Origin of the sequence: Cognatiyoonia sp. IB215182 (assembly GCF_033963905.1) — a bacterium.
Taxonomy (GTDB): Bacteria; Pseudomonadota; Alphaproteobacteria; order Rhodobacterales; family Rhodobacteraceae; genus Yoonia.
Genome location: NZ_JAXBMB010000009.1, coordinates 136,839 through 157,621 on the forward strand (window position 1 = coordinate 136,839; position 20,783 = coordinate 157,621).

The following is a 20,783-nucleotide window of genomic DNA, read 5'->3' on the forward strand; positions in this document are numbered from 1 at the left end:
CAGAAAGTTTGGGGACAATTTTTGTGCCAAAAATTGGCGCGTCAGACTTGGGCTTCACCCAGATAGGCTTCGCGGACCTTCGGGTGGCCTTTGATGTTATCGGGCGTATCTTCGACAAGCGGTGTACCCTGGGCGAGCACGGTGATCCGTTCTGCAAGCGAGAAGACAACGTTCATATCATGTTCGATGATCGCCATCGTAATCCCGCGCTTTTCGCGGATTTCCTTCAGCAGGCTGATCGTGTTCTGCGTGTCGGCCCGCGCCATCCCCGCGGTGGGTTCATCCAACAGCAAAAGCCGCGGATCTTGCACAAGGCACATCGCCATCTCCAGCCGCCTTTTATCGCCACGCGAGAGGCTTGAGGCCATCATGTCCTGTTTCTCAAGCATATTCACGTCGTCCAGGATCGTCTTGGCTTGTTCCTGGATCCCGCGTTCGGCAAAGATGCTCTCAATGGCGTGCATGCGGAACGCGCCGTCGCGCTTGGCAAAACAGGGGATCATCACGTTTTCCAGCACGCTCAGATCGCCGAAGATCTCGGGTGTCTGGAATACCCGGCTGATACCCATCTGATTGATCTCATGCGGTTTGCGCCCCAGTACCGATTGGCCGTCGAACATGACCGACCCGCTGTCAGGGATCAGCTTGCCGACAAGCACATTCAGCAGTGTTGATTTTCCGGCCCCGTTTGGCCCGATGATCGCATGCGTAGTGTTCTCGGCCACGCTGAGGTTCACATCCCCCAGCGCTTGCAGCCCGCCGAACCGTTTGTTGATGCCTTTGACTTCAAGGATACCCATATCGTTTCTCCTTACTCAGCCGGTTCGGTGGCGTTTGGTTTGGCGGGCGCCGGTTTCTTGCGCCGGAAGAGGCTGATGATTTTCTGCCCACCTTGGACAAGGCCGCCAGGCAGGAAGATCACCACAAGCATGAAGACAATGCCCAGCGTCAGGTGCCAGCCTTTGCCGATGAAGGGATAGATCATCGCAACCACGAAGTTCTCCAACCCGTCCGGCAGGAAGGCGAACCAGCCATGCAGGATCGTTTCGTTGATCTTTGAGAAGATGTTCTCAAAATACTTGATCATACCCGCGCCCAGAACCGGCCCAATGAGTGTGCCTGCGCCGCCGAGAATGGTCATCAGAACAACTTCGCCCGAGGCGGTCCATTGCATCCGTTCGGCACCGGCCAGCGGGTCCATGGAGGCCATGAGGCCGCCGGCGAGCCCCGCATACATGCCGGAAATCACGAAGGCGGCCAGCGTGTACGGTTTGGCGTTGAGGCCTGTGTAGCTCATCCTCGTCTGGTTCGATTTGATGGCCCGCAGCATCATCCCGAAAGGAGAGCGGAAGATGCGGATCGCCAGATAGAAGGACAGGATCATGAAGAAGGCAGCAAGATAATAGCCTGCGTTAAAGGTGAAGAGCCATGCGCCGACTTCCAACTCATAGCTTGAGCGCATTTCCAGCCCGAAGAGTGCTGGCACTGGGATGTTTCCGCTTTCGGTTTGGGACACGCCGAGGATGCGTGGGTCATCCAGTGCGAGTTGCAGCCCCGTCTCGCCGCCCGTGATTGGTGTCAGCACCGAATAGGCGAGGGCGAAGGACATCTGCGCAAAGGCAAGCGTCAGGATCGAAAAGTAGATGCCCGACCGCCGCAGCGAGATGAACCCGATGATGAGCGAGAAGAGCCCCGCGATGATGACGCTCAGGATGATGGCGGGCAGCACATTCATGCTGAGCAGTTTGAACATCCAGACGGCGGCGTATGATCCGACACCGAGGAACGCGGCATGTCCAAAGGACAGATAACCCGTCAGTCCGAAGAGGATGTTGAACCCGATTGCGAAGATCCCGAAGATCACAAAACGCTGCATCAGGTCCGGGTAACCGGCGTTGAACTGCGCCATCTCCGAGCCTTCAGGGAAGGGATTCAGGATGAAGGGCGCAAACAGCGTCAGTCCGATGACGATTATCAGGAGGCGGAAGTCTTTTTTCTCAAGTCCGAGCATGGCTTATTCCTCCATCACGCCTTTGCGGCCCATCAGGCCACGCGGACGCGTCAACAGAATGATGATGGCAACGAGGTAGATGATGATCTGGTTGATGCCGGGCAGCAGGTCGATCACGGCAGGGACCGAGGCAAAGCTTTCCAGAATGCCCAGCAGGAAGCCTGCAGCGACAGCGCCGGGCAGGGATCCCATGCCGCCCACAACCACCACCACAAAGCTTAGAACAAGGAAATCCATCCCCATGTGGTAATTGGGCGAACTGATCGGTGCGTACATGACCCCGGCAAGGCCCGCGACCGCCGCGGCGATACCGAACATCACCGTAAAGCGCTTGTCGATATCGATGCCTAGGATGCCCACCGTCTCGCGGTCGGCCATCCCGGCCCGGACCACCATCCCGAAGGTCGTGAATTGCAGAAAGGCAAAGACGGCGGCGATGATTGTTATGGCAAAGAAGAAGTAGACCAGACGCCAGTAGGGATAAATGATCGCATTGGGATCAAAGCCGAAGGCGACGCCGAAATCGAAACTGCCAACAAAAGCCTCTGGTGCCGGTGTGGGGATCGGGTTAGCGCCGTAGAAATACTTCACGATCTCCTGGATCACGATGGCAAGGCCAAAGGTGACAAGGATCTGGTCGGCATGGGGGCGCTTGTAGAAATGCTTGATCAGCCCGCGTTCCATGATGAAACCGATGCCGACCATGATCGGGATCGCTACGAGAATGGCGAGCGGCACGGCCCAGTCGATGATGACATTACCTGCGGCTTCACCAAACCAGTCGTAAACATAAGGCACATCCACCTGTAAGGGATTGCCCAGGAAGTCTGTCCGCGTCTCATCCACCACCTTGTGGCTGAGGGTCAGCACATTGCTGAGCGTCACGGCTACAAAGGCGCCCAGCATGAACAACGCCCCATGCGCAAAGTTCACAACACCCAACGTGCCAAAGATGAGTGTCAGACCCAACGCGATCAGCGCATAGGCCGAGCCCTTATCAAGCCCGTTCAGGATTTGCAGAATAAACTGGTCCATGTTGTGACCTCTGATCGGTTAGAGACTGGGCAGACAGCCCATTGCACATGCCGCAAATCCACTGCGACAGATGATCGGATTGTAGTACGGGCCACCGGGATGTCCGATGGCCCAGATTTGGCTTAGGCGCCCGGGTTGCAGGAGCCCAGTGCACCACCAGCGAATTGCGGATGATCAGGTGCATAGGTGACCTGCTCGACCGGCGTGACTTCAACGATTTCGAGAAGGTCGAATTCGTTGTCTGGGTTTTCCTTGCCCTTCACGACCAGCACATCCTTGAAACACTGGTGGTCGTCGCCACGGTAAAGCGTTGGACCGTTGCCCAGACCGTCAAACTCGAAATCTTCGAGCGCTTCGACAACCGCGCATGGGTTGAACGAACCGGCACGCGTCACCGCATCCGCATAAAGCAGCGTCTGCACATAGCAGGTATGCGCGGCCTGGCTGGGCGGGAAGCCATACTTTGTACCGAAGGACCGGACGAAGGCCTGGCTACCGGCATCCTGCAGCGACCAGTGCCAGTTGGTCGACCCAAAGATGCCCTTCACGTTAGCACCTGCACCCTTTGCCATCAGACGCGAGTAAAGCGGCACGACGATTTCGAAGTTCTTGCCGTTGGCTTCGGCATCCCGCAGGCCGAACTGCACCGCGTTAGTCAGCGAGTTCACCATGTTCCCGCCATAGTGGTTCAAGACCAGAACGTCCGCGCCGGAGTTCAGAACAGGCGCAATGTAGGATGAGAAGTCGGTCTGTGTCAGCGGCGTCAGCACAGTGTTGACCGTTTCCCACCCCATGGCCTCGGTCGAGGATTGCACGGCCTCCTGGGTCGTGTAGCCCCAGTTGTAGTCCGCCGTCAGGTGATAGGCCTTGCGGTCATTGCCGTAATTGGCCTCAAGCACTGGCGCCAAAGCAGCACCGGACATGTAGGAGTTGAAGAAGTGGCGGAAGCCGTTGGCCCGCTTGTCCTTACCGGTTGTGTCGTTGGAATGGGTGAGGCCCGCCATGAAGATGATGCCAGCCTCCTGGCACAGCGCCTGAACGGCCACGGCCACGCCGGAAGATGACCCACCCGTGATCATCACAGCGCCGTCTTTTTCGATCATCGACCGGGCAGAGGCGCGTGCGGCATCCGATTTGGTCTGGGTATCGCCGGTCACGTATTTGACCTCGCGGCCCAGAATACCGGTGCCGTCCAAAGCCTTGGACGAGAATGTCGACATCATGCCGCCATCGCCGCCGCCATTGAGGTGCTCAACGGCCAACTCATAGGCGCGCAGTTCGTCCGCACCTTCATCGGCATAAGGACCCGTCTGCGGTACGTTAAAGCCAAGAATGACTTCGCTCTCGCCCGGGGCATTTGTGAAACCGGCATGGGCATCCGCGCGCAGATATTGCGGCAAAGCCAGGCCAGCACTGGCCACCATGCCAGTTTTCAACACGCCGCGGCGCGAGAATTTCGAATTGGACATTATGATCCTCCCTAGTGTTTGTGCCGTTTGGACCTCCTCCGTCCGCCTGGCCTGCACCCTCCAGTGCAGGGTCAGTGTCAGAGACACGTAAGCAAATCAGCAACAAGCCATTGAGAGTGCTGGACTTATTTGTAAAAAAATGCACAGGTGGGCGTGTGAATGTGTAAATCAGTTATCCTGCGCCCGCAGAAAGCGATTGAAACTGCAAGGGGAATTCAAATTGCCTCATCGCCGTCTGACAGGGTCGCGTATCCGCGAAAAGCGACTTGATCAAGGTCTGAGACAGGCTGCGGTTGCACAAGCCGTTGGGATTTCACCTTCCTATCTGAACCTGATCGAGCATAACCGCCGCAGAATCGGCGGAAAACTCTTATCGGACCTCGCCCGCGTTCTGGGCGTTGAGACGGCGCTTTTGACCGATGGGGCCGATAGCGATCTTTTGGATCAGATGCGTGCGGCTGCGGCGCTTGCGGGCAATATGGCCGAGGTCTCGCGTGCGGATGAACTGGCTGCACGTTACCCGGGCTGGAGCCATCTGATCGCGGCGCAGGCCCGCCGTCTAGCGGCGCTCGAAGACCGGGTGCAGGCCTTGAATGACCGGATGGCGCATGACCCTAAACTCTCAAATGCACTGCATGAAGTGATCTCCGCCGTGACCGCGATCAGGTCGTCATCCTCCATCCTCGTGGGCCAAGAGGATCTGGACGACGATTGGCAACGGCGCTTTCACCAGAACATCCACAATGACAGTGTCAGGCTCGCCACAAGCAGCGAGGCGCTGATCGCCTATCTTGAGGCACCGGATGCTGATGACGACGTCGGATTGACGGCCCACGAAAAGGTGGAAAAGTATCTGGCGCAGACGGGTTTTCATTTGGCCACATTGGAAAACACGGCCGCCGACATTGATGCATTTGTTGCTTCATCTGGCCTTACGGGGTCGCCAGCGCAGCTGCTTACGGGGTTTGCACACCAATATATTGCAGACGCCGCCGCGATGCCGCTCGCCGCATTCGTCATAGCCTGCCAGACAAGCGATTACGACCCTGTGCAGTTGGCTGCACGGTTCCAGGTCCCGTTTGACGCCGTGTTACGTCGTATGGCGCATCTGCCGCCAGATGATGGGCATCCGCCGACCGGCCTTATGATATGTGACAGCTCAGGAGCCATGTTGTTGTCCAAGCCAGTGCCGGGTTTCGGGTTGCCCCGTACTGGCGGCGCGTGCCCTCTATGGCCCGTCTATGGTGCGTTGGCGCGCCCAACCCAACCGCTGCGCATTGAAGCCGCGTTGCCCAACGTGCCCGCAGCGCGGTTCCTGTGCTACGCCGTTGCCGTTCCGGTTGCAGCGCCCCGATTTGATGCGCCACCGGTCTTGCGCAGCACGATGCTGGTGCTGCCGGACCCACCACCGGGTAATGTCCCGCCAATTGAGGTGGGCATTTCCTGCCGCATCTGTCCGCGAACAACTTGTTCAAGCCGTCGCGAGCCCGTGATTGAAGGGGTCACACTACAACCAGCGCTTTGACAGATCGCCAGAATGCCCTGATAGTTCTTTTCAGGGAGGCCGTTTGTTAAGCGGTAAGGGAGAAGGGAGACGATGAGATGGGCAAGCGTGTCCTTCTGATCGAGGATGAGCCAAACATCATCGAGGCGATCAGTTTCATTTTGTCGCGCGATGGCTGGACCGTGCACACCCATGAAGATGGCGAAACCGCCATGGAAAAAATCGCGAGCATGCCGCCGGATATGATTATTCTGGATGTGATGCTGCCAGGGCGCAGCGGTTTTGATATCCTGCGCGATTTGCGCAGCCACAGCGCCTCCAAAGACATCCCCGTGATGATGCTGACCGCCCGCGGGCAGGAGAAAGATCGCGATCTCGCCCGCCGTCTCGGCGCCAATCATTTTCTGACCAAACCTTTCTCAAACGCGGATGTCCGTGATCACGTCCGCAGCCTGATCGGGGCATGAATACCCCGACAAAGCCCCCGGTCTTTCTGGAACGCGCCAGCTACAGGCAGCGCCGTCTGACTGATGCGGTCAGGCTATTGCCAGTACTTGGGCTGGTCTTGTGGGGTATCCCGCTTTTGTGGGGGGCGGAAGGGGCGGGGCCAAAGTCGAATGCAGGCGCGCTGCTTTATGTCTTTGGAGTTTGGGTTGCGCTGATAGCCCTGACCGCGCTGATTGTTCCGCGCCTCCGGGACGAGAATGCGGCGCCACCGGTCGAAGACCCCGAATAATGCTGTCCTTCAACGCCCTGATATTCGCCGCACTCAGTTATGTGGCCATCCTCTTTGCCGTGGCGTTTCTGGCCGAGCGCCGCGCGGCGGCAGGCCATTCCGATTGGCTGCAATCACCGTTGATCTACACGCTGTCGCTCAGCATCTATTGCACCGCCTGGACATTCTATGGCGCGGTTGGCTATGCGGCGCGGTCGGGCCTCGAATTCGTAACGATCTATCTTGGCCCGACACTTGTAATGGTCGGCTGGTGGTGGATCTTGCGGCGGATGGTCCGGATTGGGCGCTCCCAACGTTTGACATCAATTGCCGACATGATCTCATCGCGTTTTGGCAAATCGACTTTGCTGGGCGTCGTGGTCACCGTTATCTCCGTCATCGCGGCAACGCCTTATATTGCCTTGCAACTTCAATCCGTGACATTGTCGTTTGCGGTCTTCGCCCAATCCGGCGCAGAGGCCTGGGACAGGTCCGATTTCAACGCAACGGCCATGTGGGTGGCCGTCGGCCTCGCTATCTTCACTATTCTCTTTGGCACGCGGAACCTTGATGTGAATGAGCGGCACCACGGGATCGTCATGGCCATTGCCGTCGAGGCCGTCGTCAAGCTTTTCGCCCTTCTTGCCGTTGGCGTCTTCGTCGTCTGGGGTGTCTCCGGTGGCCCGTCCGAGATGCTGAGCCGGATCGAGAGCTCTGACATCACCTTGTGGGATCAGGATCATGGGCGCTGGATCAGCCTGATTTTTCTGTCAGCGGCTGCGTTTCTCTGCCTGCCGCGCATGTTTCAGGTACTGGTTGTCGAGAACGCCGACGAACGGCACCTGCGCGTCGCAAGCTGGGCCTTTCCGCTTTACCTCTTCCTGATGAGCCTTTTTGTCGTACCGATTGCGGTCGTGGGCCTTGACCTGCTGCCACCCGGCAGTAACCCCGATCTTTTCGTTCTAACGGTGCCCCTTGCCCAAGGGCAGGATGGGCTGGCGGTCCTGTCCTTTTTGGGAGGATTTTCGTCCGCAACGTCCATGGTGATCGTGGCTGCAATCGCTTTGGCGACGATGGTGTCAAACCATATCGTCGTCCCGATCTGGTTGCGGTTGAATGGGGGGCAAGGGGCCATGATGTCAGGCGATGTGCGCCACGTGATCCTGCTTGCGCGCCGTCTGTCCATTGCAGGGGTGCTGGCGCTGGGTTTCATCTACTACCGGATGTCAGGTGGGGGGACGGCGCTGGCCGCCATCGGCCTGATCTCGTTCACGGGCACGGTTCAGGTCCTGCCAGCGCTGATCGGCGGCATGTTCTGGCGCGGCGCGACAAGGATCGGGGCGGCTTGCGGCCTTGTCACCGGCCTTGTCATCTGGACCTGGACGCTTTTCCTGCCCAGCTTTGGTGCAGGAGCGGTGATCAGCCAAACCGTGATGGAGGCCGGTCCATACGGCATCGCATGGTTGCGTCCACACGCGCTCTTCGGGATTGAGGGAATGGATCCGCTGGTGCATGGCATCCTGTGGTCGATGATCCTGAATACCGGCATGTTCATCCTCGGCTCGCTTTGCAGCTTTCCCGCACCGCTGGAGCGGCTGCAGGGCGCCCAGTTTGTCAATGTCTTCGAACGCTCGGTCGCCGCACCGTCATGGACGCGTGCGGCGGCAGGCGCGGAAGACCTCTTGGTGATGTCGCAGCGCATCTTGGGCAGCGGAGAGGCGCAGGCCATCTTTGAACGCGAGGCAGCGCAGCAGGGCTCGCCCGGAGCCTTGCCGGAGGCCACACCACAATTCATCGAGAAACTGGAACGTGAACTCGCCGGGTCGGTGGGTGCAGCTACTGCTCATGCGATGATAGGCCAATTGACTGGCGGCAGCGTCGTGTCCGTTGAAGACCTAATCGCCGTGGCTGATGAGGCGGCGCAAATCCTCGAATATTCCAACAGGCTCAAGGCCAAATCAGCCGAGCAGGAACGGACCGCGCGCGCCTTGCGCGAGGCCAATGCAAAACTGACCGCGCTTTCGATCCAGAAAGACGCGTTTCTGAGCCAGATCAGCCATGAATTGCGTACGCCCATGACCTCGATCCGGTCATTCTCGGAAATCCTCCGCGATGGCGATATGTCGAGTGATGAGCAGGGGCGCTATGCCGGAATCATCCACGCCGAGGCGCTGCGCCTCACGCGGCTGCTGGACGACTTGCTTGACCTGTCCGTGCTGGAAAACGGTCAGGTGGTGCTGAATGAACAGCAAGGAACGCTGAGCGATCTGTTGGATCGTGCTGTTGGTGCGGCCGGTTTGCATGACGCGGGCCTGAAGGTCATCCGCGACCGCGAAAGCGAAGCTGTGCCGCTTTTTGCCGATTTGGATCGGCTCGTGCAGGTCTTCATCAACCTCATCTCAAACGCCCGAAAATACTGCGACGCACCAGAGCCCGAATTGCGCATTTCCGTCAACCAACAGGGCGGGGCCTGCCACATCGATTTTGTGGACAACGGGAGCGGCATCGCGCCGGAGAACGAGCAACTGATCTTTGAGAAATTTTCGCGCGTCTCCGATCAGGCCAAGGCGGGTGGCGCGGGGCTTGGCCTCGCGATTTGCCGCGAGATCATGCAACGTTTGGGGGGTGACGTGACCTATCTCCGCCAGAAGGGCGGCGCGGCGTTCCGCGTGACCTTGCCCAAGGCGGCAGTCGGTCGCGCATTAGCGGAAACGTAACCAATCTGCCGCTAGAGTCAGGCCGTAGCTCGGGTGACAGATCAATGGCTGATCAACAACATACGCATATCCTGCGCCGCATGGCGGGGCAGCCGCAAACGGATGTTGCGGATAGCCCGCTGACATCGTCGCGGGCCGTGCGCATTGCGCTTACCAAAGTGGCGCAGGACAGTGTTGGCCTTACCATCACGGTTCAGGCAATCGAGGAAGAGACGCTGCCACTTGATGATCTGCTGACGGGCCTGTCGGACGAGCTGATGCTTGTTGGCGTGCTTCGCGGCGGCGATCTTGCCGGGCTTTTGGGCGTGGACATGCAGTTGCGCGCGGCAGTTGTGGAAATGCAAACGGCGCAAATCGTCGGCGAAAAACCGGCTGAGTTTCGCAATGCGACGAAAACTGACAAGCGGATGTGTGATCCGCTTCTCGTCAGTCTCTTGAAGGCCTTGCCGCATGCCGTGGTCGGCACGGAATTCTCGGGTTGGCTTGATGGGACCGTTTCCGGCGATCTGCTGCCCTCGGCGCGCGCGGTAGGGCTTTTGTTGCGGGATCAGAGCTATCGGATCGTGCGGATGCGGGTCAGCCTGGGCACGGGCGAGCGAGAGGGCATGATTGCACTGGCACTGCCCGTCGTCACAGACGACGCCGCGCGTCAAGCCACGGCAGAACCTGTAGAGGATTGGCCCAAACTGTTTCGGGCGGCAGTCTCGGATGCGCCAGCTGCATTTGACGCTGAGTTGTGCCGGTTTCAGATGCCAATCGGTCAGGCCGAAAACCTTGTCATTGGCGACCTTATTCCTTTACCGGGCTGCACGGTGGCTTCCGTCAAATTGCGGTCGCTTGACGGTGTATCCGTCCGCCATGCGCGGCTTGGGCAATCCAATGGAAAACGTGCGGTGCGCATCGCCACTGCACCGGTGTCGGACATGCATGAATTGTCTGCAGCTTCGGTTGGTATACATGCTGATCAGTCGCCCGACTTTGCCGCCGACATCGCTGGCGAAGATGCCTTGCTTGCCGCACCTATGGATGCAGCAATGGACCTTGACGGTGAACTCGGCGGCCCGTTGGAAGATACCGAAATGCCAGAGATGGCGATGACCGCCTTGGACGAAGGAGATGAACTGGATTTTGCACCCGCAGAGGCGCCAATGATTGATATCGCGGGGTGATCTGACCTGCTATCCGGCGCCTGAAAGAATGCTCAGCTATGGTGAACCCGCGCGATACGGTTAAAGCAAGGACGCGTTGCTCATGCCGCGTGGTAGTCCGAGTCCCTTAGCCTTTGACGGCGGCCCATCGTTGAGTTGCGAGGCGAATTGCCTCCTGCACTTAACCTTGAGCCAGCGCGTCAAGTTGTTCGCGCATTCCGCCCAAATCATATCCGGCGGCCGCCGTTGCTTTGATGATCTCGTCGGTGGGTATCGAACCGGCCTGCGTCAGCGACCAAACAATCGAGCATCGAGTGCCTGACGCGCAATAGGCAAGCGTCGGCCCGCCCGCCGCATCCATCGCCGCCTTCTGCGCTGCAACCATGTCCATATTCAGGCTTTGATGCGTGACCGGGTTGACCACGAAATTCAACCCGGCGGCCTTTGCAGCAGTCTCAATCGCGGCGGCCTGGTTGCTTGGCGGCACTTCGGCATCGGGGCGGTTGCAGATAATGGTCGTGAAACCGGCCTCTGCAATCGCGGGGATGTCCTCAACCGCGATCTGCGGTGAGACGGCGTGGGTCGGGCTAAGCTGTCTGATGTCCATAATCGGACTTTTAGACAGTGACTGAGCGCTGGTCCAGACGTGGCCGGAGTTTTGGTGCGATCAACATGCCACTGATCATCGCGAGCACAAAAAGCGCGCCTCCAAACCCGCCGAAGCCAAGCGAGGCGATGGCAGGGCCGGGGCACAGCCCCGACAGCCCCCACCCCATGCCAAACAGGGTTGAACCGATGATCAGGGGGCGGTCCAGATTTGGGTCGGGTCTCACGGGAAACGTTGCTGCCAGAACCGGTCTGCGCCCCCGCGTCACCTGCCACGCGATTGCCATGGGCACGATGGCACCGCCCATAACAAAGGCCAACGTCGGATCCCAGTCGCCAAAAAGGTCGAGCCAGCCTTGCACCTTTGTGGTGTTGGTCATTCCGGATACCAGCAAACCCACACCGAAGAGCGACCCGACAAGGAATGACACCAAAGCCCGCATCAGATCGCCCCCAACAGGTGTTTGAAGATCAGCACCGTGACGGCGCCAGCCAGAATATAGACGATGCTTGCGACAATCCCGCGCGGCGAAAGACGTGAGATGCCGCAAACTCCATGGCCCGACGTACATCCATTTGCCAGCCGTGTGCCTACACCAACAAGAAGCCCCGCGATAACAATGGTGATCCAGTTTTCCGTCAGATGCGTCGCCGCACCCCCCGTCATCAACGCAGCCAAACCGGGAAGAAGTGCCAAACCTGCCAGAAACGCAACGCGCTCGGTCCAGTCATGCCGGCCCGACCCATCAACCAATCCGCCGATGATGCCCGACGCGCCCATGATCCGCCCGTTGACCAAGAGCAGGAGCGCACCGGCCAGCCCAATCAGCCCTCCGCCAAGAAGGCCCATGATCCAATCGTTTTGCATAGATGTTCCTTACAGGCCGTTGATCGGCACCTTGAAATAGCGCTGGCCGTTATCCTCTGGCGCGGGAAAGTGGCCGGCGCGCATGTTTGTCTGGAGCGAAGGCAGGATCAGGCGGGGCATGCCGAGGCCTTCGTCGCGCTTTTCGCGCATTGTCACAAAATCCTCCATCGGACGCCCTGCGCCAACATGGATATTCAGGGCCTTTTGCTCGCCCACGGTCGTTTCCCACGCGAATTCATCCCGTCCGGGCGCCTTGTAGTCGTGGCCCACGAAAATCCGCGTCTCATCCGGCAGGGACAGGATTTTCTGGATCGAGGCGTAGAGATCTTCGGCCGATCCGCCGGGAAAGTCGCATCGGGCGGTCCCAAAATCGGGCATGAAAAGTGTGTCGCCAACAAAGGCCGCATCGCCGATCACGTAGGTCAAACAGGCCGGCGTGTGACCGGGTGTGTGCAGCACATCCGCGCGCATCTGCCCGATGTGAAAGCTGTCGCCGTCTTCGAAAAGCGCATCGAACTGCGATCCATCACGTTGAAACTCGGTGCCTTCGTTGAAGATCTTGCCGAAGGTGTTCTGGACGATCGTGATGTTCTTCCCGATGCCGATTTTGCCGCCCAGATGCTCTTGCAGATATGGCGCTGCCGACAGATGGTCTGCATGGACGTGACTTTCGAGAATCCAAGCCACTTGCAAACCTTCAGCCTTCACCCAGGCCATGATGGCGTCAGCGGATGAGGTATCCGTGCGTCCTGCGGCCGGATCGTAGTCAAGCACGCTGTCGATGATTGCGCAGGCGCGGCCTTGCGGTTCGCGCACCACGTAAGAGACGGTGTTAGTCGCTTGGTCAAAGAACGCTTTTACATCAGGTGTCATGGCGAATCTCCTCTGCAATCAAAGATAGGGAAGTCGGAAATACATTTCAATATTGGAATGTATTTGGTTGCCTGCTATGGTGAGGCCATGGCTGAACAAGCAACCAATGTGCCCGACCCGATGGATGCCGCCGCGAACGAGGCGGCAGCACTGCTCAAGGCACTTTCGAACCCCGGTCGATTGCGGCTCTTATGCGCGCTCGTTCCCGGCGACAAAACGGTGGGTGAGCTAGAGGCGCATCTGGGTGCCAGCCAATCTTACGTGTCCGGTCAATTGTTGCGCCTGCGCAATGAAGGGTTGGTGCAATGCGACAGGCAAGGGCGCAGCATGCGCTATTCGCTGGCCGACCCGCGGGTGCGCCCGCTGCTGGAACGGATTTACGAGCTGTTCTGCCCCGACATGTAGAGCGCCAATTCGGCCCTAGCGACCTGCCTGCGATGCACCGCATCTGGCCCATCGGCCAGCCGCAAGGTGCGCAGATGCGTCCATTGCCGCGCAAGCGGCGTGTCTTGTGAGACGCCCGCGGCCCCATGCATTTGGATCGCCATATCCGTCACCTTCAGCGCGACTTGCGGGGCGACAACCTTGATCTGACTGATCCAGGGCGCTGCAGCGCGTTTGTCGCCCTGATCCATCATCCAGGCCGCTTTCAGGCACAAAAGGCGCGCCTGTTCGATCTCCATCCGCGCAGCCGCGATCAAATCGAAGTTTTCGCCCAACTGCGCCAATGGCTTGCCGAACGCCTCGCGGCTGACAGCACGCTGACAGAGCAGTTCAAGCGCTTTCTCTGCTTGGCCAATCGCGCGCATGCAATGATGGATGCGGCCCGGCCCCAGCCTACCTTGCGCAATTTCAAAGCCGCGGCCCTCGCCCAGCAGCAAGTTTTCAGCCGGAACGCGCACGTTGTCATAGCGGAAATGGATGTGCCCGTGCGGGGCGTCGTCATGGCCATAAACCTCCATCGCGCGGAGTTTCTGGATGCCGGGCGTGTCGGCAGGGACGACGATCATGGAATGCTGGCCATGTTTCGGGCCGTCATAGGCAGTGCGTGCCATCACGATATGCACCGCACAGCGCGGGTCGCCCGCACCCGTGGCCCACCACTTTTGCCCGTTGAGCACGTAGCCGTCACCGTCGCGTTCGCAGCGCATCGCGATGTTGGTGGCATCAGAACTCGCCACGTCCGGTTCCGTCATCAGATAGGCCGAGCGGATCGTGCCTTCCATCAGAGGCGCCAACCAGTCCTTTTGCATGGCTTCTGTGCCGTAGCGGGCAAAGACCTCCATATTTCCGGTATCCGGCGCATTGCAATTGAACACCTCGGCAGCGAGATGGCTTTTGCCCATCTCTTCAGCCAGATAGGCATATTCGACCGTGTTGAACTGTGGTCCGTCACGAAACGTGTCCCAGAAATTCCAGAGGCCCCGCGCCTTGGCTTTGCCTTTCAGACCTTCCAGTATCTCGATCTGCCGGTCGGTAAAGGTCCAGCGGTCGCCCACCGAGACCTCGGCCAGGAATTCATCATCAAGGGGCGCGATCTCATCCGCGATCATTGTTTTCACGGCGTCGAGAACCGGTTTCAGCCGCACGGTTTGTCCCAGATCCATCATGTGCCTCCCTGATTTTGGCGCATTGGCGCATCGGGTTTGGCGGATGTCAATCAATGGCTTGCGCCCGGTCCTTGGTTGCCCACTAATGGCGCCATGAAGGAAGCCGCGACAGGAATAGGGGTCAGCCGCGCCGCGCTTGAGGCGTATCTGACCGACGTCATCCCCGAGTTTGAGACGCTACAAAGCGTCACCAAATTCGGCACCGGCCAGTCCAACCCGACATATCAGCTGGACGCTACAAGCGGGACCTATGTGTTGCGCAGCAAACCGCCCGGCAAGCTTCTGCCATCGGCCCATGCGGTGGATCGTGAGTTTCGCGTGATGCAGGCGCTGGCGGGCACGAATGTCCCCGTGCCCGAAGTCCTGCATCTGGCCGCGCCGCAAACTTCACCCAGCCGCCGCGCGTTCTTTGTGATGCGCTATCTGCCGGGCCGCATCTTCTGGGATCCCGCCTTGCCCGATCTGCAGGCGGAGGAGCGGACGGCGATTTACGATGCGATGAACGCGGCACTGGCCGCTTTGCATGATGTTGATGTCAATGCGGTGGGATTGTCCGATTTCGGCAAACCGGGTAATTATTTCGCCCGCCAACTGGACCGGTGGAGCAAGCAGTATCTTGCCTCGGTCGATACCCGTTCGGATGCAATGGTTGAGATCATGGACTGGCTCGGTGCCCAGATGCCCCCGGATGACGGGGCCGTGTCTCTGGTTCACGGCGATTGGCGCTTGGACAACATGATCTTCGCACCGGATGCGCCTGAAATTGCGGGAATTCTGGACTGGGAGTTATCCACTTTGGGCCATCCGATGGCTGATCTCGCCTATCAATGCATGCAATGGCGCCTGCCCAATCAGGGCGACATGCGGGGCCTTGCGGGCATCGACCGCGCTGCGTTTGGGTTGCCAAGTGAGGCGGATTACATCGCCGATTATGCGCGCAGGCGCGGCCTTGCGGGGATCGACCACTGGCCGTTCTATCTCGTCTTTGCTTTCTTCCGGCTGGCGGCCATTCTGGCTGGTGTCGCCGCACGCGCGGCTGCCGGGAACGCATCAAACCCGCAAATGGCCCGCAAATACGGCGCGGCCGTACCCGCATTGGCCGCGATGGCCATGATCGTTATTCAGGAAGGTCCGGACGCTTAGCCGAGCATGATGCCAATCACGACGGCCATCAGACCAATGACCGAGACCAGAAGGGCGGCCAGATTGATCGGCAGAATGGCGGAAATGCGGGCGCGTAAGTCTTCATCAGACAGGTTGGCGCGCTTCGCCCGAGAGACGGCGACAATACTGTAGACAATCCCGATCAGGCCCAGAAATGACAGGCCCGCCCCAATCCAGACAACGCTTTCCATCACATATCTCCACTTCGCGCGGGGACGTACCCTGCGGCAGCGGCAACTGCAAGACTTGCAGCCCCCAGGGTCCGGCGATAGGGAAAGGCACGCCCAAACAGGAGAGCTTTCATGACCGATTCCGTCACCGACGCCCCAACAAATGTTGCAGCACAGGAGTTGCGTCAATTTGTTGAACGGTTTGAGCGGCTGGAGGCGGAAAAGAAAGACATCACCGACGCTCAGAAAGAGGTGATGGCCGAGGCGAAAGGGCGTGGATACGACACCAAGGTGCTACGCAAAGTCGTGGCTCTACGCAAGCGCGACGCCAATGATCTGGCCGAGGAAGAGGCGGTCTTGGACATGTACAAGGCGGCTTTGGGCATGTAGCGCTACCGAAACGGCAGCAATAGCGCGACGCCCTCCATCGCATCGATCTTTTCAAGATCGCGCTCGTATTGCTCGGTCAGCGCCGTGATGACCGCTGGGGTGAACCCGGGCAGGTCAATTTCGTAATCTGCGGACTCATCGAGCTCATGCTGCTCCCAGATCGTGGCGATGATGTCGTGCCGTACTGCTGGATCCGTTATTGCGGTTTCGCCGAGCGCTTCGCGCAACTTCATCTGTCCGTGGGAGCTCAGCAGATCCCCAATCTGATCCAACCCACCAAGCACCTGAGTCTCGGTGGCGACACCTGACTGCGCGCGGATCAAATCCTCCCACAGAAGTGGGCTGTCCTCGTGGCACCAGACTGTCAGCGGTGTGTCTGGCGCGCCCGCCTTGATGCGGGCGATGACGTCCGACCAGTTCAAGTCGCTGGGTTGCAGGAAGCCCAGATAGGTTTCGAGATCCGCGGCCTGAGCCCGCTGAAAGGTTTCCTGCAGGAAGGTGACCGGGTTCCGAATGCTGAGAAACAGCGCGATCTCGTCATCAGGAAACAGGCGGTGCAGCCCGCGCACCTTATGTTCAGCCTGCGGATAGAACATTCCGTGGTCGAAAATGCGCTTCGGGATGCAGATGAAATTGTCATTGCGCAGCACGATGCGGCTGACGCTGTCGTCTTCCACAATGGCATCGATCAGAATGTCGCGCGTATCGGGGGCAGGGCGGTCAGTACCGAGGTTCTGGATTGTTTCCCGCAGCAAGCGCCGATAACGGCTTGGCCCGGGAACCGAGATGCCCTGCTGCAAAAGCGTATCGGCATTTCTAAGGATCGACTTCAACAGGCGGTCCTCGTCGGTGCAGTTAGCGCCAATATGAAATGCGATCTGCATGATGCGGGCTTGGCCTGTCTTCGTGAGCTTCGCGCCAACATAATCGGTTTCTAAGTTAGCGAAACCAGATTTGCGCAAGCCATCAAGATTGAACGTACTGCGGACGCCGCGTTTTTTCTCAGACGAACAACAATCGGCATTGCACTAACGACTCTTCGCCTGCTATACGCCGCCAAGCTGACGAGTCAGCATTGCAGCAATGCACAGTGCCCCTATAGCTCAGCTGGTAGAGCAACTGATTTGTAATCAGTAGGTCCGCGGTTCGAGTCCGTGTGGGGGCACCATCAAAGAAGACTAAGGCGCCGACGGCTTCAGAAGTTTACTGTTCGGATTTCTTGCAAGTGTTTGTGTTCCTGGTCTGGTTTTGACCTTTGATACATGAAAGCAACAATCGCTTTGTGCGCCAACCTGCAAAGAACATCGGCTCCATCATCGGCAGGCGCAGTCTGAGGGGCTCCAATTGCCTCTGCCTACTCTTCAGAGAATGGAATGAAAGCGCCTGACGCCGATGCAAAATCCCTGCAAGTATCTGGGTCAGCAGAGTACCAATACTTTGAAGTCTTCAGATGCGGAACAACCCAATGACAAGGGACAAAATCACTACTGCAGCCGATTTCTCTACGAAATGTGATTTTCCCCTTGTAGGCAAGGGGGTTGGTACATAGAAGCGAATGCGGAGACGTGGCCGAGTGGTCGAAGGCGCTCCCCTGCTAAGGGAGTAGGCGGGAAACCGTCTCGAGGGTTCGAATCCCTTCGTCTCCGCCATCTTGCCATTTTGGCCAAAAACCTGAAAAAACTTAAATAGTTCAGATACTTGCGGGGTTCGAACGCCTTCTTTTCGGGAGTAGGTCAAACCTTCCAAAAAGACGAGGCGCAGCACACTATGCTTTGCAATAAGGCCACCTAAGTTATTGTTTTTCCAAAGATCATACGGATTCACCAAAAACCTATAAGCGAGTTCGAACGACTTCTCGAATGGGTACTTGTGACCGCTGCTTTGTTCGACACGATCCTGAGTGAGCAGCCTTTGCTGCTCCAACTCGCTGATCTTGTCGTCATAGGCTGAGATCACGCGCGGGTAGGACGCATCCAGAATACGTCCCAGCAGGCTTCCAATTCTCGTCTCAATCTCTGATAGCTTGCTTTGTAGCACATCTGCGGCTTTTTTAGCTTGCACCAAGCGTCGGCGAACATGGCCTTGGCAATCTCAAACACACCCCTAGCTGGCATCAGACCGTGCAGCACGGCCTCAAAGATACAAAAAACATGTGCCACAGCAATCCTACGCCATCAGAAAACGGCTCAGAATTCTAGGTGCCATTAGTCGTTGGCAAGCAGATCATCTGGAAAACGCCGCACATAATGCCCCAGCTTTGACGCACGTATCACATTTTTGAATGTGAGTTTCCGGACGTAGGACGTAGACATATCTGCGCTCCTAATCACTGGCCGCATCTGCTTGTCAGGAAAGTGCCGTGACAAAAAGGCACGTAGAGGAATATCAAATCGCGGCGGTACAAGCCCGGCTGGATCGTGCCAAGGCTTCGTCGGGCCAATAAAGTGAGTGATTACAACGGGGAGCATGACCTCGTAATAGGCCGACCGGATTGGCTGCTGCCAGTTCCACACGGGGCTGAGTTCGGTCCATGCTCCGTGAAGCACGCAGTTCAACAGTTCTTGATCGTGTTGGTTTAGTCGGTCTTTATGGGTTCGCCCGAACGACACGCAGCGCTCGAGTATACCTCGGTCATCATAGGCTGCCACATCCATCAAGATTACGCCGCTGTTGAAATACTTTGCTGGCTTCAATCCCATTTTAGCAAAATCAGGCATCTGGCGTTTTAGATTGAACCACTGATAATTGTCTCTTACTGCTGCAATTGCATGCCCTTGCAGGTCAGCGTTGAAGAGTCTTGCGAACTCCCCGCCATGCACAAAGATGTCAGAATCAAGGTACAGAATTCGCTCATAATCCTGAGAAAACACTTCAGGCAAAACAAGTCGATGATAGACCGCTTCTGTACGTCTTTCATCCAAATAAAGCCCATTGAAGAGACCATTCGTTCGGATCTCGGCCAATCTGATATCCAAATAGGTCAATGGATCCGGAACCTTCATGCCACCTGGGGCGCAGATCACGATGTCGAAATCGGTATCGGTGACAGTACGGCGTAACTGTTCGGCTGCGAACAGCGCGTAAGGGAAGTAGTTTTCGTCTGCACAGAATACAATTGCATTCTTATGCAATGCAGGATGTGATGCAACAACACTAGGTGACATATTCATTCCGGTTGCAATTGCCTGTTCTATTTTAACTTAATACTTGCAACTGTTCAAAATCAACTACACGTCAGGCGGAAACAAGCTCTTCTAGTATTTCTCGGATGGCTATCTGCGATCGATCGTCAAAATCATCCCAACTCTGTACGCACATGTGTCGAATGCACTCTTTTTTTAGTTGCAAGATGACATCTGAGCGATCAATATCCTTACAATCCACAGGATCCAAATATAAGTCGTCACGGCGAACAACCCTAACTGTTCCATTACTCAAGCCATTACTCACGTAAAGTGGAATTGGACCAAACTGAGATTGATCTCGGAACCTGAATTTAATATTACGTCGTACTCTATCTCGATCTTCCATTAGATTTTCGTAGTCTCTTCTAACAATCGGATGTGGAGTATGACATATTTTTACTCTGCGAGACAATTGTATCCCGTCCTCCTGCCTGAAGCGCGTTCCAACCATACCTCGCATTTTGAACTTCTTACGGGCAACAAGACGATGTAACTCTCGCATTAGCTTATTTTTTGAGAAATAGAAGCCGCGTACTAGTGGAGTGGATCCCTCAAAGTAATCCGACTCGGAAACTGGTTTGACAATAAAGAAGTCATCATTGAAGTATAGGAACCTTTCAGCTATATTCGGCACTCTGTGTAATACAGTTTCTATAGAAATACTGTTGAATATCGGCAGTGCGTCTTCATGCCCACGGAATATTACTTTGTGATCAACGATTGTAACGCCAAGTTCGGACTGCTTCGCTGGATCTAGCCATTTCGGTCGTTGTGCGTCAGTTATGAGAAAGATTCTGCCAATCCAGGGCGCATGTTTTCTAATGAGAGTAATACAGAAGCGTAACTCGCCATTGTCTGAGAACCGTGTAGCAGCATAAGCGTCTGATTGATGTGTACTCTCCTGATTTGCATATTTCTCTCGCTTATCTCTGTGCACAGGGTCCGCACCGTCTACCCAAGCGATAACTGCATCAACCATTGTATCCAAGTTTCCTCTGTAGCAAGTTCAGTGACGGTGACACTGGGTTGAAAACTATACTCATGAACAGGCTAGAGCCATTTTTGAGCCAGCGTCGCGAAATTGCTTGATCTCGTCGACGAACTCAATCCCCAAATGTCGAGTATTGCCACGTCCGTTTTTTTCACGAAACAGATAACCAATGTTAATCTTGTTCAACTCAAGTCGACGGACCAAGTACCCTTCCGCTAAACGCAGATGCAGCGATTGAGGTATGCAAACGAACGCCGGCGGAAACCATTTAGTCTGGCGGGAAAAGTCTGAGCGCATCAAGGAGATTGAGCTGACCTTGCGCCGTAG

General features: G+C 57.2%; 21 protein-coding genes, 2 tRNA genes and 1 pseudogene. 10 read left to right on the forward strand and 14 right to left on the reverse strand.

The window, feature by feature from the left end:
- Positions 1-41: 41 nt before the first annotated feature.
- The 5 genes and pseudogenes from SLH47_RS26390 to SLH47_RS19100 form a co-directional block, all read right to left on the reverse strand.
- Positions 42-266, reverse strand: coding sequence for a hypothetical protein (locus SLH47_RS26390; protein ID WP_413785274.1), 225 nt, complete (start codon positions 264-266; stop codon positions 42-44).
- A 15-nt stretch (positions 267-281) separates the two neighbouring features.
- Positions 282-800, reverse strand: a pseudogene (locus SLH47_RS19085) (ABC transporter ATP-binding protein); the annotation flags it as partial.
- A gap of 11 nt (positions 801-811) precedes the next feature.
- Positions 812-2,011 (reverse strand): branched-chain amino acid ABC transporter permease, encoded by a 1,200-nt coding sequence (locus SLH47_RS19090; RefSeq protein ID WP_320241744.1) that lies wholly within the window; start codon positions 2,009-2,011, stop codon positions 812-814.
- Between the two features lie 3 nt (positions 2,012-2,014).
- Positions 2,015-3,046 (reverse strand): branched-chain amino acid ABC transporter permease, encoded by a 1,032-nt coding sequence (locus SLH47_RS19095; protein WP_320241746.1) that lies wholly within the window; start codon positions 3,044-3,046, stop codon positions 2,015-2,017.
- Positions 3,047-3,168: 122 nt separating this feature from the next.
- The gene (locus SLH47_RS19100) at positions 3,169-4,515 is read right to left on the reverse strand and encodes a substrate-binding protein (protein ID WP_320241748.1); all 1,347 of its coding nucleotides are present in this window, start codon (positions 4,513-4,515) and stop codon (positions 3,169-3,171) included.
- Between the two features lie 220 nt (positions 4,516-4,735).
- On the opposite strand from SLH47_RS19100, the gene SLH47_RS19105 reads away from it, so the two are divergent.
- From SLH47_RS19105 to SLH47_RS19125, 5 genes are all read left to right on the forward strand, one after another.
- Positions 4,736-6,040 (forward strand): short-chain fatty acyl-CoA regulator family protein, encoded by a 1,305-nt coding sequence (locus SLH47_RS19105; RefSeq protein ID WP_320241750.1) that lies wholly within the window; start codon positions 4,736-4,738, stop codon positions 6,038-6,040.
- A gap of 77 nt (positions 6,041-6,117) precedes the next feature.
- The gene (locus tag SLH47_RS19110; protein WP_320241752.1) at positions 6,118-6,486 is read left to right on the forward strand and encodes a response regulator; all 369 of its coding nucleotides are present in this window, start codon (positions 6,118-6,120) and stop codon (positions 6,484-6,486) included.
- Positions 6,483-6,755, forward strand: a complete 273-nt coding sequence (locus SLH47_RS19115) for a hypothetical protein (protein WP_320241753.1) — start codon at positions 6,483-6,485, stop codon at positions 6,753-6,755. Before SLH47_RS19110 ends, SLH47_RS19115 begins: the two co-directional genes overlap by 4 nt.
- A complete protein-coding gene (locus tag SLH47_RS19120; protein ID WP_320241754.1) occupies positions 6,755-9,451 on the forward strand; it encodes an ATP-binding protein in 2,697 nt (898 codons plus the stop codon). Before SLH47_RS19115 ends, SLH47_RS19120 begins: the two co-directional genes overlap by 1 nt.
- Positions 9,452-9,495: 44 nt before the next feature.
- Complete coding sequence (locus tag SLH47_RS19125) at positions 9,496-10,620, forward strand: FliM/FliN family flagellar motor switch protein (RefSeq protein WP_320241755.1); 1,125 nt, start codon at positions 9,496-9,498, stop codon at positions 10,618-10,620.
- A 160-nt stretch (positions 10,621-10,780) separates the two neighbouring features.
- On the opposite strand, the gene SLH47_RS19130 is transcribed toward SLH47_RS19125, so the two are convergent.
- Genes SLH47_RS19130 through SLH47_RS19145 form a run of 4 tightly spaced genes read right to left on the reverse strand, consistent with a single transcriptional unit; the run spans position 10,781 to position 12,946 of the window.
- Positions 10,781-11,206: a TIGR01244 family sulfur transferase gene (locus SLH47_RS19130; RefSeq protein ID WP_320241757.1), complete on the reverse strand. Its 426-nt coding sequence runs from the start codon at positions 11,204-11,206 to the stop codon at positions 10,781-10,783.
- A gap of 10 nt (positions 11,207-11,216) precedes the next feature.
- Entirely contained in the window at positions 11,217-11,648 is a 432-nt protein-coding gene (locus tag SLH47_RS19135) for a DUF6691 family protein (protein ID WP_320241759.1), read from the reverse strand.
- Positions 11,648-12,073, reverse strand: a complete 426-nt coding sequence (locus SLH47_RS19140) for a YeeE/YedE family protein (protein WP_320241761.1) — start codon at positions 12,071-12,073, stop codon at positions 11,648-11,650. Before SLH47_RS19140 ends, SLH47_RS19135 begins: the two co-directional genes overlap by 1 nt.
- Positions 12,074-12,082: 9 nt before the next feature.
- Entirely contained in the window at positions 12,083-12,946 is an 864-nt protein-coding gene (locus SLH47_RS19145; protein WP_320241763.1) for an MBL fold metallo-hydrolase, read from the reverse strand.
- Between the two features lie 87 nt (positions 12,947-13,033).
- On the opposite strand from SLH47_RS19145, the gene SLH47_RS19150 reads away from it, so the two are divergent.
- On the forward strand, positions 13,034-13,351 hold the full coding sequence (locus tag SLH47_RS19150) for a metalloregulator ArsR/SmtB family transcription factor (protein WP_320241764.1): 318 nt from the start codon (positions 13,034-13,036) through the stop codon (positions 13,349-13,351).
- On the opposite strand, the gene SLH47_RS19155 is transcribed toward SLH47_RS19150, so the two are convergent.
- Positions 13,324-14,553 carry an acyl-CoA dehydrogenase family protein gene (locus SLH47_RS19155; protein ID WP_320241766.1) on the reverse strand — a complete coding sequence of 410 codons (1,230 nt, stop codon included), beginning with the start codon at positions 14,551-14,553 and terminating at the stop codon, positions 13,324-13,326. The two genes, SLH47_RS19150 and SLH47_RS19155, sit on opposite strands and share 28 nt — an antisense overlap.
- Positions 14,554-14,649: 96 nt before the next feature.
- On the opposite strand from SLH47_RS19155, the gene SLH47_RS19160 reads away from it, so the two are divergent.
- Positions 14,650-15,699, forward strand: coding sequence for a phosphotransferase family protein (locus tag SLH47_RS19160; RefSeq protein WP_320241768.1), 1,050 nt, complete (start codon positions 14,650-14,652; stop codon positions 15,697-15,699).
- Here the strand turns inward: SLH47_RS19160 and SLH47_RS19165 are convergent.
- On the reverse strand, positions 15,696-15,911 hold the full coding sequence (locus tag SLH47_RS19165; protein WP_320241770.1) for a hypothetical protein: 216 nt from the start codon (positions 15,909-15,911) through the stop codon (positions 15,696-15,698). The genes SLH47_RS19160 and SLH47_RS19165 overlap by 4 nt on opposite strands.
- A gap of 111 nt (positions 15,912-16,022) precedes the next feature.
- Between SLH47_RS19165 and SLH47_RS19170 the strand changes: the two genes are divergently transcribed.
- Entirely contained in the window at positions 16,023-16,280 is a 258-nt protein-coding gene (locus SLH47_RS19170; protein WP_320241772.1) for a DUF2312 domain-containing protein, read from the forward strand.
- A 2-nt stretch (positions 16,281-16,282) separates the two neighbouring features.
- Here the strand turns inward: SLH47_RS19170 and SLH47_RS19175 are convergent, their stop codons facing one another.
- A complete protein-coding gene (locus tag SLH47_RS19175; protein WP_320241774.1) occupies positions 16,283-17,164 on the reverse strand; it encodes a hypothetical protein in 882 nt (293 codons plus the stop codon).
- Between the two features lie 208 nt (positions 17,165-17,372).
- On the opposite strand from SLH47_RS19175, the gene SLH47_RS19180 reads away from it, so the two are divergent.
- A tRNA-Thr gene (locus SLH47_RS19180) sits at positions 17,373-17,448 on the forward strand.
- 391 nt (positions 17,449-17,839) lie between these two features.
- Positions 17,840-17,929, forward strand: a tRNA-Ser gene (locus SLH47_RS19185).
- A gap of 555 nt (positions 17,930-18,484) precedes the next feature.
- Here the strand turns inward: SLH47_RS19185 and SLH47_RS19190 are convergent.
- Positions 18,485-19,450 carry a glycosyltransferase family 8 protein gene (locus SLH47_RS19190; RefSeq protein WP_320241776.1) on the reverse strand — a complete coding sequence of 322 codons (966 nt, stop codon included), beginning with the start codon at positions 19,448-19,450 and terminating at the stop codon, positions 18,485-18,487.
- A gap of 64 nt (positions 19,451-19,514) precedes the next feature.
- Positions 19,515-20,444, reverse strand: a complete 930-nt coding sequence (locus tag SLH47_RS19195) for a stealth family protein (RefSeq protein ID WP_320241777.1) — start codon at positions 20,442-20,444, stop codon at positions 19,515-19,517.
- Between the last annotated feature and the right edge of the window lie 339 nt (positions 20,445-20,783).